Consider the following 15,499-nt stretch of genomic DNA (forward strand, 5'->3'; position numbering starts at 1 on the left):
TTAAGCTAAATCCACCCAACTACAATGAAACCCCAGTGGTACATGTACCCCCAAATCAATTTCAGCTTGTGGCTGAATTTCCAATCCATTTACTTTTAAAATAACAGCTTTAGCTGCTTCTCCGTCCAAATGATGTAAATAGGCCATCAAATAACCATGCCCTTCTGCACTGTGCTCATGCTCAGCCACAAAAGTGACTTCACCCATTGCCCACTGTATACCAAAATCATAACTCACCGATGTTTGCATTTCTAAATCATGAATATATAAACAATTGAACAATGCAGTTCCAGCAAAACCCAAAGTATATAAATAACGATATGGAATCCCAGTAAAACGCGCATCAATTTTCGGAAATTCTTGAATCCGAGAGTCGAGTACAGATCTATCTAATGTCTGTGAGTTTAGATCAATGCTCCAACGCTCTAATTGTGCATGTTGCAATTCATAAGCTGCGTGTTGAGAATGTTCAAAATCGTCCTGATGTACTAAAACATCTAAAATAATTCTATTTTCATGATCACGAAAAGCATTTGCCGCATGAAAAACAAAACATGGCTCAAGCTCAATCCACTGAATCTTTTCAGCATTTCCATATTTAGGCAATATTCCGATACGCGCTGGATGTTGTTTATTCCATTGATACGGAACACTTGCGCCACGTAATAATCGAGCCATAGAAAAAGTAAGTGGAAAATCAAAAACCAAAACTTCATGTTGTGTAATGAGACAATCATGAATCATGGGACCATGTTGTAATAAAATTTGCGTCACATGAATCAAATCGCCATGCTGATCAATCACTTGGTAATAGGCATTTTTACGATCTAAGGCATCATAACTAATCGCATGTAGGTGCCCTGTTTTGATATCTTTACGAGGATGTGCCGTAAACGGTAAATCAGCATCACTATTAAACAACTGATAACGTTCTGCATTTAACTCATCATCTAAGCAGATCGGAAACGCGCCAGCTTCAATCACTGCCCAAAGCTTTCCTGCATGTTTAAAAATGTTGGTATTCACAACATCATGTGCGCCACGGCGAAAACCACCTATTGAGGGACGTTGTTTATATTTCTGTACAGTATCTGTGGCCAGCATACTGCTTTTAAAGCAGATTGCTTTACCTGCTTGTAATTTGAGTGCATGAATCATTCCATGACCAAGATACCACTCAAATAATGAAGGCTTTTCTATCTCAATCGGATTTGAACCAATTCTTAACAATAAGCCATTTAAATGATCTGGGATAATTCCTGATATTTTTAAGTGAGTTGTGATGATTTCTTCAACTGGTTGGTAAAGCTTTTTGTGATATAGATTAACTTCCTTATCACGACGATGTCGCCTTAAAAATCGCCCAATCACGCAGATTAACTTTTGTCTCAAAACATTAAAAAATGATTTTTGCGCAGTTATCCTTGGGTAATGTTTGAGTTTCAATTGTGTTTTGCGATACATACAGAATCTCTATTTTTATATTCAAACCCTTGTTTGAGCATAGAATAATCTTATATTGAAAGCCACTTTATTTGCTCGTCGCTATTTATCATTCGCCTGATTAACATGACCGAGTCTATTGCTTTGTTCTGTTTAATTGGCATAAAAAAAGCAACCTTATGGTTGCTCTTCTATTCATTTAAAATCGTTTATTGATCTATGATATCTGTACCTTTAGGTGGCACAAAATTAAAGGTAGATGCTGGGATAGCCGCATTGACCTGTACATTGTTAAAACGCACAGTGGTTGTTTGACCTAAAGAATCTTGCAAGATCATTAAAGTCGGTGCATTTTTCGCCCCAAAACTAATCGTCAAGCTTTGGAAAGCACCATCTTTTTGTTTTGGATACAAGGTATAGTAAGTTTTACCTGCATTTGGCTGAGTAATACGATAAGCCTTTTGAATTTGCTCGGTATTACCACTGAGTAGTAATGCCGGTGTATTAGCAACCTGCTCATCTAAACTTTGGCGTACAGCCTGCTGTAAGTCAGGATCATAAATCCACACTGTACGACCTGCAGTCACAATAGTCTGTTTCGCGGGTGTCGTGGTTTCCCAATAGAATTTACCAGGGCGCTCAACCTTCATTGTACCTTTAAAAGTTTGATTCATATGTTGAGCGGTTAAACCCTTTTTCTGTGCAACTTTACCTGTTTGAGTCGCTTTTGTGGTTTGCTCAAAATTTGCAGTAAAGCTTTTTACACCACTGAGTTGTTTAACCAGATTTGCGGTTGCTTGTTGCTCCGAAGCAGCAGTTGCTGCAAAAACTGTTGTGCTCATTACAGGTGCAAACAGCGCTGCACTTATAGCCACTGCACCCATCGTTTTACGAAGCATATTCATATGTCCACCTTTTCTATGTCTGCACCTCAATTAAAATATTCAGATAATATTTGGCACAGAATGTAATTTATTAGATTGCTTATCTTAAACCAAATTGAGTCAGTAATAATTGAGAAAATAAGAAGTTTTGTATTGTTATTGGTGCAATATGTTGAAAATTATTCATCATGATGAAGATGGTTTTTTCTTTAATGCTAAAAAAACTGATAAAAAAACCCGCAATAAAGCGGGCTTTTTTGCACTATTAAAACTTACGCTTCAACAGATACATAGCGACGGCCAAATTGACCTTTCACTTCAAATTTGATTACGCCGTCAGCAGTAGCAAATAAAGTATGGTCACGACCCATACCAACATTTGTACCCGCGTGGAATTCTGTACCACGTTGACGAACGATAATGTTACCAGCAGTCACAGCTTGACCACCGTACATTTTAACACCTAACATTTTAGGATTCGAATCACGACCGTTTTTGGTCGAACCACCGGCTTTTTTAGTTGCCATGTCTATATACTCCTAGTGATTAACCTGCGATCGTAGTAATTTTCAACTCGGTAAACCATTGACGGTGACCTTGTTGTTTACGGTAGTGCTTACGACGACGCATTTTAACAATACGAATTTTGTCATGACGACCGTGACCAACCACTTCTGCAGTTACTTTTGCGCCAGCTACAACTGGAGCACCGATTTGAATACTTTCGCCATTCACAACCATTAATACATCATCAAATGTAATAGTCGCGCCAGTTTCAGCTTTCAACAATTCTACTTTAAGGGTTTCACCCTCAACAACACGGTGCTGTTTACCACCGCTTTGGATTACTGCGTACATAACGTACTCCAACTGACCCGTGTCGTCGTGCCGATAAAGGAATATACCGATCTTAAGACGAACGCCACTGGGGGTTATTCAAGGGCAAAGATTTTAAGTGATAATGAATTAAACAACAAGTCATTTCCAGCAAATATTAGCATTGTATAGAAAATAATCTGCATATATTCATTTTTTTAAGATTCTCCCTTTGATAATATGAATTTTTTTTTAAGATCCAGCTAAAATTGAAATAGATTTTTAAAACAAATCCGCTACTATGTAGCTCAAAAGAATGATCTATTGAATGTTAAATGCTTTATTCATCTTTGGACAAAGGAGGAACAAATCATTAAGATTCAGGCACGATGTCTGCTTTCAAAAGCAACATTGAGACATGTTAATTGTTACACTAGCAACTTATAACGCATTTGCATGAGGCTCCCACCCGATGACCATCGACTTTAAGCAAGATATTCTCGCTCCAGTTGCAACCGACTTTGCTGCAATGGACAAGTTTATTAATGAAGGGATTACCTCAAAAGTTGCTTTAGTAATGGCGGTCAGTAAACATGTTGTTGAAGCTGGTGGTAAACGGATGCGTCCAATTATGTGCCTACTTGCAGCAAAAGCATGTGGTGCAACAGACTTACAGATGGAGCCTTATCGTAAACTGGCAGCCATCATAGAAATGTTACACACTGCAACACTAGTGCATGATGATGTGGTCGATGAATCTGGTTTACGTCGTGGTCGTCCAACTGCTAACGCGACTTGGAACAACCAAACTGCGGTATTGGTTGGGGATTTCCTTATTTCTCGGGCTTTCGATCTTCTTGTCGATCTAGACAATATGATTTTGTTAAAAGACTTTTCAACTGGCACTTGTGAAATCGCTGAAGGCGAAGTGTTACAACTCCAAGCCCAACATCAACCTGAAACAACTGAACAAACATATTTAGATATTATTCACGGTAAAACATCTCGTTTATTTGAACTTGCAACTGAAGGTGCTGCAATCCTTGCTGGGAAACCTGAATATCGTGAATCTTTACGCTTATTTGCTGGCCATTTTGGCAATGCCTTCCAAATTATTGACGATATTTTAGATTACACTTCTGATGCTGAAACATTAGGTAAAAATATTGGTGATGATTTAATGGAAGGTAAACCCACTTTACCTTTAATCTCAGCCTTAGCAAATACCCAAGGTGAAGAGCACGAGATTATCCGTAAAAGTATTGCAACTGGAGGAACAAGCGATTTGGATCGGGTGATTCAAATTGTTCAGACCTCAGGTGCTTTAGATTACTGTAGTCGCCGTGCAACAGAAGAAACTCATGCTGCGATTCAGGCTTTAAATCATTTACCTGAATCTGAGTATCGCCAGGCATTGTATAATTTAGCGCAACTTGCCTTACATCGAATTCAATAAAATTTAACAAGGCTTATGCATATACAATTTAATGATCTTTTCCTCCTTATGCAGGAACAACTTGATAGCATAAAAGTTGTTCCCAATCCTGATATATTAATTGAATTAATCAATCGTATCAGACCTACTGACAGCCACAATTTAGAAGAAAGTCAAAATAAATTTGAGGAATTACTTCAAGCACTCTTAATCACACCAAATGCATCATCTGCGTTTCAAGGTTACTTACTAAAACTGGTTAACCACTATAAACAAGCAGGATTATATGCTGATAGCGGGATTTTATCCTTAGACGGTTTCTGGAATCAGCTTGGACAACGTATCGGTGCACATTTTCTACCTTTATTAAAAGACGAATCTGATCTCAAAGATTTGGTCGGCAAAGTGTTTCATCAACGTAGCGATAAGTATTGGCTGGAAAATATAAGTGAAAAGAAATGGGAACAACTATTCCGCTTATTGAATCAAGGTCATCGTTATAAAAACGATAAATTGGGAATTAAACGCGACATTGTTAAAGCCATCACAGTACTTTCCTATCGAATCAGTGGTATTGGTCTGTATCCTGAATTTATTAATGCTTACCCAGAACTTCAGGAATATGAATCTCCTTTTTTAGTTCAAAATCGTGAAATAGTTGAATTTATAGAAGCGTATAAGAAGCAGCATCAAGATGAAGATGAGCTTGCTATTGGTATAGCTCCAGATGCAGATCAAGCTTTGGTTATGATTGAACAATGCCGCGATGTGGTATTAAAAATCCGTCGAGCAATTAAACGGATTGGTGTTAGCTTAAGTTTGACTTATTTATTATCGCTACTAGAACAATGTATTGATCGAATTGAACTGCTTCTCAACTTACTTGTAGAAGATGATCAAATTCGTTATCAACTCTGTGGCGAATTACTCACCGATTTAGTCAATGCACACTATAGTGAAACCAGTGTACGTGATTTACTCAAAACTAATAGTGAATTGATTGCACTACAAGTCACTGAAAATGCAAGTAAGACGGGCGAACATTATGTCAGTACCGATAAGAAAGGTTTCTTTGGCATGTATAAAGCAGCTGCAGGTGCAGGTGCGATTATTGCCACCATGGCAACACTTAAAATACTGACAGCACGTTTAGTTCTTGCACCATTTATGCATGCTTTTCTTTACAGCATGAATTATTCATTGGGTTTTATACTGATTCATGTTTTGCACTTTACTGTAGCAACAAAGCAACCAGCAATGACTGCAGCCGCACTAGCATCAACAGTTCAGCACCAAAAAGGTTCAAAAACAGCACAAATTGCTGAACTTGCAGGACTGATTATTAATATTATTCGGACGCAGTTTATTGCAATTCTGGGAAATATTTCGATTGCAATTCCAACTGCAGCTTTAATAACGTATCTATGGCAACTTTCGATGCATGAACCACTTTTAACCCATGCGAAAGCGACAACCTTACTCGCCAGTCTAAATCCATTTACCTCACTAGCAATACCACATGCAGCAATCGCTGGTGTTTGTTTATTTTTATCGGGATTAATCGCTGGATATTTTGACAATATGTCAGTCTATCGAAAAGTCGGTCCTCGTTTAAAAGCCCATATGAAATTGAAAAAAATAATGGGACAAGCAAGGTTGGAAAAATTTGCAGACTATATAGAAAGAAACTTGGGTGCTTTAGCAGGTAATTTTATCTTTGGTATTATGCTTGGAAGTATGGGAACAATTGGGTTTATTTTAGGCTTACCATTAGATATCCGTCATATTGCTTTTGCTGCTGCCAACTTTATTCAAGGCTTAATGACCATCAATGGCTCACCTGATATTGGTCTCATTATTGTGTCTTTCCTTGGCGTGTTGTGTATTGGTTTAACCAACTTATTTGTCAGTTTCACCCTCACCATTATTGTGGCACTTCGAGCAAGACAAGTTCGTTTTTCGCAATGGAAACCATTGGCAAAACTTATATTTACCCATTTTTCTACCCGTCCTTTAGATTTCTTTTGGCCCCCAAAGCAACCGTTACAACTGGAAGATGAGGCAAACTCACAAAACAAACTAAATCACTAAGCTTTTTGTTAATTTTTGTGCAAATTGTTAAATATTTCACAAAAAGAAATTAGTATAAATTACCTAAATTTACTCACTTGAAAAAAAGTGTACTGGCTAGTACACTTCAGTGCATTAAATAAACTTAACGTACGCAATTTATATACTCTAGGTTATCTTATGCCTTATGTATTGCTCCTTATTGGCTGTATAGGTTTACTTATTGGGAGTGTTGGTTTAAACATTAACCAGATACAACAATTTGATTTTTCAAGCGTTGTATGGATGAGTACACACCGTTTAGAGGTCTTAAATGGTTTAGCACTTACCCTATCCTATCTGGGCGGCTTACCGTCAATGATTGTGATCGCAGGGCTATGCAATTTATATTTCATACGCCTCAAACAATATGCGAATGTACTGATGATCAGCATTGGTCTACTTGGTGCTTCGGCAATTGGTTGGATTATTAAATATCTAGTCAATCGTCCAAGACCTGATGAAATCTACCAAATGGTGCAAACCTATGGTGCTTCATTTCCTAGTGCCCACAGTATTTATGCTGCTATTGTCTGCTGTTCGATTATGTTTATATTTCAAAAGCATCGCCAAGCTAAATGGATTAGCTTAGGGGGCTTTTTATGGTTTCTAAGCATGGGGGGATCTAGAGTTTATCTAGGTGCACATTTCCCAACTGATGTACTCACTGGATGGGGTATAGGTGTCATATGGGCTGCTATTTTATGGCTCATACTGTCACGAGAAACGTTAAGACAGAACAAATTATTTTTAGATAAAAATCTAAACGAGGTGGAATAATGATGTCGGCAAAGCTTTGGGCCCCTGCCCTTACTGCTTGTGCTCTCGCAACAAGTATTGCACTTGTAGGCTGCAGCAAAGATCCTAAATCGGCACAACAAGCTGGTGGTGCTGCCCAAAAAATGCCGCCGACTGAAGTTGGTGTCATTGTTGCTCAGCCACAAAGCGTAGAACAAACTGTTGAACTTTCAGGTCGTACTTCAGCGTATCAAATCTCTGATGTTCGCCCACAAACAAATGGTGTTATTTTAAAACGTTTGTTTACTGAAGGCAGTTTTGTTCGTGAAGGTCAACCTCTTTATGAGATTGACTCAAGCATCAATCGTGCAAACTTAGACAGTGCAAAAGCAGCTTTAGTACGTCAGCAAGCAAATTTAAATGCATTGCAAGTTAAAGCAAATCGTTATCGTCAACTTGTCGGCATCAATGCTGTTTCTAAGCAAGAATATGATGATTTACTTGCTCAAATCAAACTTGCAGAAGCAGATATTTCAGCATCAAACGCTGCTGTTAAAAATGCGCAAATTGACCTAGGTTATTCGACAGTTCGTTCGCCTATATCAGGTCAATCTGGTCGTTCTTCAGTCACTGCTGGCGCTTTAGTCACTGCAAACCAAGCCAATGCTCTGGTCACGATTCAGCAACTTGACCCAATTTATGTAGACATCAGCCAATCAAGTGCTGAGCTATTACGTCTACGTCAACAATTAAGTCAAGGTAGTATTGATCGTAGCAACAATACCAAAGTTCGTCTAAAACTTGAGGATGGTAGCTACTACGGTGTGGAAGGAAATCTTGCATTTTCTGATGCAAGTGTAGATCCAAGTACTGGTTCTGTGACTTTACGTGCAGTCTTCTCAAATCCTAACCATTTATTATTGCCAGGTATGTTTGCCAATGCGCAAATCGTACAAGGCTTAATTCCAAATGCTTACTTAGTTCCACAAGCTGCAATTACACGCACACCAACCGGTCAAGCGATCGCGATGATTGTAAATGCAAAAGGTGTAGTAGAAAGCCGTCCTGTAACGACTGTAGGTGTTCAAGGTAAAGATTGGATTGTCACTCAAGGTCTAAACACAGGCGATAAAGTGATTGTAGATGGGATTGCCAAAGTAAAACCAGAACAAGAAGTTGTTGCTAAACCGTATCAACCTCAAGCGGCTGCACCACAAGCAGGTGCTAAACCAGGTACAGCAGCACAACCTGTTCAACAAAATAAGTCTAGTGAACAAAAAGCTACTTCAAATGCATAAGGGGTAGACGAATATGGCTCAATTTTTTATTCATCGCCCTATTTTTGCATGGGTGATTGCACTGGTGATTATGTTGGCGGGTATTCTTACGCTAACAAAAATGCCTGTTGCTCAATATCCAACAATTGCCCCTCCTGTGGTGACAATTGCTGCAACTTATCCTGGAGCTTCGGCACAAACTGTTGAGAACACAGTAACTCAGATCATTGAACAACAAATGAATGGTCTAGATGGTTTACGTTATATCTCATCGAACAGTGCGGGTAATGGTCAGGCATCAATCAACTTGAATTTTGAACAAGGTATTGATCCAGACATTGCACAAGTTCAAGTACAAAACAAATTACAGTCAGCGACCGCACTTTTACCCGAAGATGTACAACGTCAAGGGATAAAAGTGACCAAATCTGGCGCAAGTTTCATGCAAGTACTTGCATTTTATTCGCCAGATGGCAGTCTTTCTGGGGCTGACATTAAAGACTATGTAAACTCAAATATTTCTGAACCACTCAGTCGTGTTGCAGGTGTAGGTGAAATTCAAGTCTTTGGTGGTCAATATGCAATGCGTATTTGGCTAGACCCAGCTAAAATGACCAGTTTGCAAGTGACACCAAGTGACATTGCTGCTGCTATTCGTGCGCAAAACTCACAAGTAGCTGTAGGTCAATTGGGTGGTGCACCAGCGATCCAAGGTCAAGTTCTTAACGCGACTGTCAATGCACAAAGCATGCTGACAACTCCTGAACAATTTAAAAATATCTTCCTGAAAAACACTGCTTCTGGTGCTCAGGTTCGTTTAAGTGATGTTGCCCGTGTAGAACTAGGCTCAGATAACTATCAATTTGATTCTAAATTTAATGGTAAGCCTGCTGGCGGTGTAGCAATTAAACTGGCAACAGGTGCAAATGCACTTGATACAGCGGCTGCTGTAGAAAAACGTCTTACTGAGCTACGTAAAAACTACCCAGATGGTCTAAAAGATAAGCTTGCTTATGACACTACACCATTTATCAAGCTTTCAATTGAAAGTGTGGTACATACCTTAATTGAGGCAATCGTTCTTGTATTCTTCGTGATGTTCTTATTCTTACAGAACTGGCGTGCAACGATTATCCCAACAATGGCTGTTCCTGTGGTTGTACTGGGTACATTTGCAGTTATTAATATTTTTGGCTTCTCAATCAACACCTTAACTATGTTCGCCATGGTGCTCGCGATTGGTCTCTTGGTCGATGATGCAATTGTTGTAGTTGAGAACGTCGAACGTGTGATGCAAGAAGAACATACAGGTCCAGTTGAAGCCACTGAAAAGTCGATGAAACAAATTTCAGGTGCTTTGGTAGGTATTACCAGTGTATTGACTGCTGTATTTGTGCCAATGGCATTCTTCGGTGGTACTACAGGTGTAATTTACCGTCAGTTCTCGATCACGCTGGTTACAGCGATGGTTTTATCATTAATCGTTGCTTTAACCTTTACCCCTGCTCTTTGTGCGACATTGTTAAAACAGCATGATCCAAATAAAGAACCAAGCAATAACATTTTTGCGCGTTTCTTCCGTTGGTTTAACCGTAGCTTTGATAAAGTAGCTGAGAAATATCAAGGTGGTGTCAATCGTATGACCCATCATAAGATCTTCTCTGGTGTGATCTACGTTGCTGTGATTGTTGCCTTAGTCGGACTGTATAAAATGCTCCCCTCTTCTTTCCTACCAGAAGAAGACCAAGGTATGGTTATGACGCTTGTTCAATTACCACCAAGCGCCAGCCTTGAACGGACAGATAAAGTCATCACCACCATGACCAATTACTTCTTAAATGAGGAAAAAGCCAATGTAGATACTATCTTTACAGTTTCTGGCTTCTCATTTACTGGTGTCGGGCAAAATGCTGGTTTAGCATTTATGAAACTGAAAGACTGGAGTGAACGTACAACACCTGAATCACAAATTGGTGCCATTATTCAACGTGGTATGGCACTAAATATGATTGTCAAAGATGCATCGTACATCATGCCATTGCAATTACCAGCAATGCCAGAATTAGGTGTTTCATCAGGTTTTGATATTCAGTTAAAAGATGCAAGTGGTCAAGGTCACGAGAAGCTAGTTGCTGCACGTAATGCTGTTTTAGGCATGGCTGCACAAGACAAACGTCTTGCTGGTGTTCGTCCAAATGGACAAGAAGATACACCTCAATATCAAATCAACGTTGACCAAGCGCAAGCGGGTGCAATGGGGGTTAGTATTGCGGATATTAATTCGACCATGAGCATGGCTTGGGGTGGTTCTTATATCAATGACTTCGTAGACCGTGGTCGTGTGAAAAAAGTCTATGTTCAAGGCGAATCAAGTGCTCGCATGATGCCTGAAGACTTAAACAAATGGTATGTACGTAATAATAGCGGCACTATGGTTCCATTCTCTGCATTTGCAACAGGCCAATGGACTTATGGTTCACCTCGTTTAGAACGTTATAACGGTGTAGCTTCTGCAAACATTCAAGGTACACCAGCACCGGGCGTAAGTTCGGGAGATGCCATGATGGCTATGGAAGAAATTATTGGTAAGTTACCATCTATGGGCTTAACAGGTTTCGACTATGAGTGGACTGGTCTATCTTTAGAGGAACGTGAATCTGGTAGCCAAACTGTTCCGCTTTTGATTCTTTCTCTGCTTATTGTATTCCTTTGCCTTTCAGCTTTATATGAAAGTTGGTCAATCCCTGTTTCAGTATTATTAGTAGTACCTTTAGGTGTTATTGGTGCATTTACTTTAACGTGGTTGGGAATGGTCATCAAAGGTGATCCTAACTTATCATTTAACATCTATTTCCAAGTCGCGATCGTTGCAGTCATCGGTTTGTCTGCAAAAAATGCGATTTTGATTGTAGAGTTTGCAAAAGAGTTGCAAGAACAAGGCGAAGAATTGTTTGAAGCGACATTGCATGCTGCAAAAATGCGTTTACGTCCAATTATCATGACGACTTTAGCGTTCGGTTTCGGTGTATTGCCACTTGCTTTATCAAGCGGTGCAGGTGCCGGTAGCCAACACTCAGTTGGTTATGGTGTATTGGGTGGTGTAATTAGCTCAACACTTTTAGGTATCTTCTTTATTCCTGTGTTCTTCGTATGGATTCGTAGTATCTTTAAGTACAAACCTAAAAATCAAAATATTCAGGAGCATAAATCGTGATGCAGAAAGTATGGTCTATTTCAGGTCGTAGCATTGCGGTATCTGCACTTGCGCTTGCTTTGACAGCTTGTCAAAGCATGCGTGGCCCAGAACCCGTAGCTCAAGCAAACATACCAACAGGTTATATTCAAAATAACACTGGTACATCTATTGCTGAACAAGGTTATAAAGAGTTTTTTGCAGATCAACGCTTACTTCAAGTAATTGATCTTGCTTTAGCCAATAACCGTGATTTACGTACAGCAACATTGAACATTCAACGTGCTCAACAAGCTTATCAAATCACTGAAAACAATCAGTTACCAACGATTGGTGCAAGTGGTGGTCTTTTACGTCAAGATCAAGGTGTTGGTGCTCAAACACGTTATAATGTTGGTCTCGGTGTAACTGCTTATGAGTTAGACTTCTGGGGCCGTGTAAAAAGTTTAAAAGACAATGCTCTTGATACTTATTTATCGACCGCGAGTGCCCGTGATGCAACGCAAATCAGCTTAATTGGTCAAGTTGCTCAAGCTTGGTTAAATTATTCATTTGCCAATGCGCAACTTAAACTTGCTGACCAAACATTAAAAGCTCAACTTGATTCTTATAACCTCAACAAAAAACGTTTTGATGTTGGGATCGACAGTGAAGTTCCTGTTCGTCAGGCTCAAATTTCTGTTGAAACCGCACGTAATGATGTTGCCAATTATAAGACTCAAATTGCCCAAGCTCAGAACTTATTGAATCTACTTGTTGGACAATCAGTTCCTGACAATTTATTGCCTACACAACGTGTGACGCGTATTACCTCGAATGCTGTGTTTGCATCAGGATTACCAAGTGATTTGCTCAACAATCGCCCAGACGTAAAAGCAGCTGAATATCAGCTTTCTGCTGCTGGCGCGAATATTGGTGCTGCGAAAGCACGCTTGTTCCCAACAATCAGTTTGACGGGTTCTGCGGGTTATGCATCTACTGATTTAAGTGATTTATTTAAATCAGGTGCATTCGTTTGGTCTTTAGGCCCTAGTCTTGATATTCCTTTATGGGATTGGGGTACACGTAGAGCAAATATTAAAATTTCAGAAACAGATCAACAAATTGCATTATCTGACTATGAAAAATCAATTCAATCTGCTTTCCGTGAAGTTAATGATGCATTAGCGACTCGCCAAAATATTGGTGATCGTCTTTCTGCTCAAAAACGTTTAGTTGATGCGACCAATACAACGTATAAACTTTCAAATGCTCGCTTCCGTGCAGGTATTGATAGTTTCTTATCTGTATTAGATGCACAACGTACCTCTTACTCTGCTGAACAAGGTTTATTGCTATTAGAGCAAGCGAACTTAAACAATCAGGTAGAAGTCTATAAAACACTGGGTGGTGGTTTAAAAGCCAACACTGCGGATCAAATTGCACAACCGGCCTCTTCATCTGAATTGAAATATCATTCAAAAGATAAAAAAGTCAGTTAATATCAATTTGATAATCTAAGCTCACTTCGGTGGGCTTTTTTTATTGCTTTTTAGTGGATAATTTCCTATGTTTAAAGTAAGACATCATCAATGAATATTTAAAATGAAACTCAGTAATTTAGAAACTATTCCAGCCCATGTAATAAAGCAACAGCTTGATGTCGTTTATGGAAGCACAGTCCGCAGCAAACATGTCGGACGTGACTTTATGGCTGGTCTAAAAAATATTGTCGGTGGTGAACTCAAAGGCTATACCGAATTATTAGAAGAATCGCGTCAAGAAGCCATGAATCGTATGATTGAAAAAGCACGTGGTTTAGGTGCCAATGCAATTGTCGGTATCCGTTTTTCTACCTCTAATATTGCGCAAGGTGCTTCAGAACTTTTTGTCTATGGTACTGCAGTCATTGTTGAACCGACCACGACACAACTTCCTGATCCATTTTCAAAATAGGCGAAACAGATGGATGGTTTAATTTTTAAAATTGGGCTCACACTGGTTCTGTTTTTTATTGGCTGGGGGTTTGGACGTTTTATCGAACAAAAGCATTTAAAAGAATTGGCAGACAATGAACAACGGCTTGCTCATATTCGGATTGATACCAATAAGTTCCAAGTCTCTGAAAAGCATGGACAACTCATCAGTAGTAATGTGGTCATTTCACATGATTATTTTAAATATATTATCGCGCAAATTCAGAACTTCTTTGGTGGTCGTTTAACCACCTATGAGAGTGTCGTCGATCGCGCACGTCGAGAAGCAATTGTTAGATTAAAACAGGAAGCTGAAAATATTGGAGCAACGCATATTATGGGCTTACGTTTAAGTACCACTGAACTCGGTATGCAAGGTGGAATGGTTGAAGTCTTTGCCTATGGAACAGCAACTTAATCTCACTCCTCTTTTTTAAATAATCATCATGATTTTTTCATCAGAATACATAATCGCTGTTGGACTGTCTGGTTTTGTATTCTGGTGATGTAAAGATCTGGGAATATCTAAACCATAACAAAAATGAAAAAATCTTAACTTCATGAACAGGTTAGACATCATGAAAGCTTTAGCACTTAAAATTAAGTATTGGATTACTGTCTATGCTTCCATTCACAATAAATGCAGAATTGATTGTATTGGCTTCGCCACAAAGTCAAGATAAGTACTATGCAGAAAAAATCGATGATATCTTTGATTTCCACGTCGATTATGCAAAGAAAATTATTCAAAATGGTGACAATGTGATGATCTTAACCGATCAACAACTTTACCCTGATTATGTTAACGCACTCGGTAAACAGCATGTCACTATTGCGCCTATGCAAGATATTTGGATGCGTGATTTTAGTAGTGCCAATCCCAATCAACCTGTTCTTTTTCGTTATACCGCAGCAGGACAAGGTGGAACCAAAAAGGCTCAAGCCATCTCTGATGATGTTCAATCAGACTTTAAAGCCTATAGTCAAAAGGCTGGCTTAAAATTTACCCAGACCCAACTGCTCAATGATGGTGGTAATTGGGTTGAAGATGGCTATGGCAATGCTGTGTTAAGCACCAAGTTCTTAGCTGACAATCATTTAACCGAAACCCAAGCAAGAGCACAGCTGATCCGTTTGACAGGTGCTAAACATATTGCATTTATTGAAGCGGATGAACAAGGTGGCTTAGAACATGCGGATGGCGTGGTGAGCTTTATAGATCAGAATACGTTAGTGATTAACACTTATCCTGAAGATCCCGAATACGCCAAACAGTTAAAAATTGATTTAAAACGCGGTATTCCAAATATCAAAATTCATGAAATCACCACACCTTATGATGGCAGTGAGATCTATGATGAAAAATTTGGTTCAGCTTGTGGTTTATATACCAATATGCTGGTTACGCCTGAGCGTATTTATTTTCCGCAATTTGGTATTAAACAAGATGCACTGGCATTACAGCAAATTCGTCGTCTAACCAAACGAACAGTCATCCCAATTCACTCTGCACAGGTGTGCCATATGGGGGGTGGAGTGCGCTGTATGTCATGGCAATTAAGAGGCAAAAATGCTGAATTATTATTAAACTACTTCAATAAAATACATTAAGCATTCGATTTTTACCCTTTCAAATATCCTGTTATTCT

12 protein-coding genes and 1 pseudogene are annotated in these 15,499 nt (G+C 39.1%); 9 read left to right on the forward strand and 4 right to left on the reverse strand.

What is annotated here, in order from left to right:
* The 4 genes from WFN33_RS09515 to rplU all read right to left on the reverse strand — a co-directional run bounded on the left by WFN33_RS09515 (position 1) and on the right by rplU (position 3,185).
* Complete coding sequence (locus WFN33_RS09515; protein ID WP_336952788.1) at positions 1-1,464, reverse strand: carotenoid oxygenase family protein; 1,464 nt, start codon at positions 1,462-1,464, stop codon at positions 1-3.
* 188 nt (positions 1,465-1,652) lie between these two features.
* Complete coding sequence (gene lolA, locus WFN33_RS09520) at positions 1,653-2,348, reverse strand: outer membrane lipoprotein chaperone LolA (RefSeq protein ID WP_004722558.1); 696 nt, start codon at positions 2,346-2,348, stop codon at positions 1,653-1,655.
* Positions 2,349-2,599: 251 nt separating this feature from the next.
* Positions 2,600-2,854, reverse strand: a complete 255-nt coding sequence (gene rpmA / locus WFN33_RS09525; protein ID WP_004722560.1) for a 50S ribosomal protein L27 — start codon at positions 2,852-2,854, stop codon at positions 2,600-2,602.
* A gap of 19 nt (positions 2,855-2,873) precedes the next feature.
* On the reverse strand, positions 2,874-3,185 hold the full coding sequence (rplU, locus tag WFN33_RS09530; RefSeq protein ID WP_004722561.1) for a 50S ribosomal protein L21: 312 nt from the start codon (positions 3,183-3,185) through the stop codon (positions 2,874-2,876).
* A 430-nt stretch (positions 3,186-3,615) separates the two neighbouring features.
* Here rplU and sdsA point away from each other — a divergent pair, with 430 nt between their 5' ends.
* The 9 genes and pseudogenes from sdsA (at position 3,616) to WFN33_RS09575 (ending at position 15,461) form a co-directional block, all read left to right on the forward strand.
* Positions 3,616-4,599 carry an All-trans-nonaprenyl-diphosphate synthase gene (gene sdsA, locus WFN33_RS09535; protein WP_336952791.1) on the forward strand — a complete coding sequence of 328 codons (984 nt, stop codon included), beginning with the start codon at positions 3,616-3,618 and terminating at the stop codon, positions 4,597-4,599.
* A 15-nt stretch (positions 4,600-4,614) separates the two neighbouring features.
* Entirely contained in the window at positions 4,615-6,669 is a 2,055-nt protein-coding gene (locus tag WFN33_RS09540) for a site-specific recombinase (protein ID WP_336952792.1), read from the forward strand.
* Positions 6,670-6,828: 159 nt separating this feature from the next.
* Entirely contained in the window at positions 6,829-7,467 is a 639-nt protein-coding gene (locus WFN33_RS09545) for a phosphatase PAP2 family protein (protein ID WP_336952793.1), read from the forward strand.
* Positions 7,467-8,723, forward strand: coding sequence for an efflux RND transporter periplasmic adaptor subunit (locus WFN33_RS09550; RefSeq protein WP_336952794.1), 1,257 nt, complete (start codon positions 7,467-7,469; stop codon positions 8,721-8,723). The genes WFN33_RS09545 and WFN33_RS09550 overlap by 1 nt, the downstream gene beginning before the upstream one ends.
* Positions 8,724-8,736: 13 nt before the next feature.
* Entirely contained in the window at positions 8,737-11,916 is a 3,180-nt protein-coding gene (adeJ, locus tag WFN33_RS09555) for a multidrug efflux RND transporter permease subunit AdeJ (protein WP_336952795.1), read from the forward strand.
* Entirely contained in the window at positions 11,916-13,376 is a 1,461-nt protein-coding gene (gene adeK / locus WFN33_RS09560; RefSeq protein ID WP_336952986.1) for a multidrug efflux RND transporter AdeIJK outer membrane channel subunit AdeK, read from the forward strand. Before adeJ ends, adeK begins: the two co-directional genes overlap by 1 nt.
* A 103-nt stretch (positions 13,377-13,479) precedes the next feature.
* Entirely contained in the window at positions 13,480-13,830 is a 351-nt protein-coding gene (locus tag WFN33_RS09565) for a YbjQ family protein (protein WP_336952796.1), read from the forward strand.
* Positions 13,831-13,839: 9 nt separating this feature from the next.
* Positions 13,840-14,268: a YbjQ family protein gene (locus WFN33_RS09570; protein ID WP_056514420.1), complete on the forward strand. Its 429-nt coding sequence runs from the start codon at positions 13,840-13,842 to the stop codon at positions 14,266-14,268.
* 160 nt (positions 14,269-14,428) lie between these two features.
* A pseudogene (locus WFN33_RS09575) lies at positions 14,429-15,461 on the forward strand (agmatine deiminase family protein).
* Positions 15,462-15,499 lie beyond the last annotated feature (38 nt).

Source organism: Acinetobacter sp. AS167 (assembly GCF_037152175.1).
Taxonomy (GTDB): Bacteria; Pseudomonadota; Gammaproteobacteria; order Pseudomonadales; family Moraxellaceae; genus Acinetobacter.

Bases quoted from the DNA above. Each gene is read 5' to 3' on its own strand.
- WFN33_RS09515 (WP_336952788.1), bottom strand. From the start codon at position 1,464: ATGTATCGCAAAACACAATTGAAACTCAAACATTACCCAAGGATAACT.
- lolA (WP_004722558.1), bottom strand. From the start codon at position 2,348: ATGAATATGCTTCGTAAAACGATGGGTGCAGTGGCTATAAGTGCAGCG.
- rpmA (WP_004722560.1), bottom strand. From the start codon at position 2,854: ATGGCAACTAAAAAAGCCGGTGGTTCGACCAAAAACGGTCGTGATTCG.
- rplU (WP_004722561.1), bottom strand. From the start codon at position 3,185: ATGTACGCAGTAATCCAAAGCGGTGGTAAACAGCACCGTGTTGTTGAG.
- sdsA (WP_336952791.1), top strand. From the start codon at position 3,616: ATGACCATCGACTTTAAGCAAGATATTCTCGCTCCAGTTGCAACCGAC.
- WFN33_RS09540 (WP_336952792.1), top strand. From the start codon at position 4,615: ATGCATATACAATTTAATGATCTTTTCCTCCTTATGCAGGAACAACTT.
- WFN33_RS09545 (WP_336952793.1), top strand. From the start codon at position 6,829: ATGCCTTATGTATTGCTCCTTATTGGCTGTATAGGTTTACTTATTGGG.
- WFN33_RS09550 (WP_336952794.1), top strand. From the start codon at position 7,467: ATGATGTCGGCAAAGCTTTGGGCCCCTGCCCTTACTGCTTGTGCTCTC.
- adeJ (WP_336952795.1), top strand. From the start codon at position 8,737: ATGGCTCAATTTTTTATTCATCGCCCTATTTTTGCATGGGTGATTGCA.
- adeK (WP_336952986.1), top strand. From the start codon at position 11,916: ATGCAGAAAGTATGGTCTATTTCAGGTCGTAGCATTGCGGTATCTGCA.
- WFN33_RS09565 (WP_336952796.1), top strand. From the start codon at position 13,480: ATGAAACTCAGTAATTTAGAAACTATTCCAGCCCATGTAATAAAGCAA.
- WFN33_RS09570 (WP_056514420.1), top strand. From the start codon at position 13,840: ATGGATGGTTTAATTTTTAAAATTGGGCTCACACTGGTTCTGTTTTTT.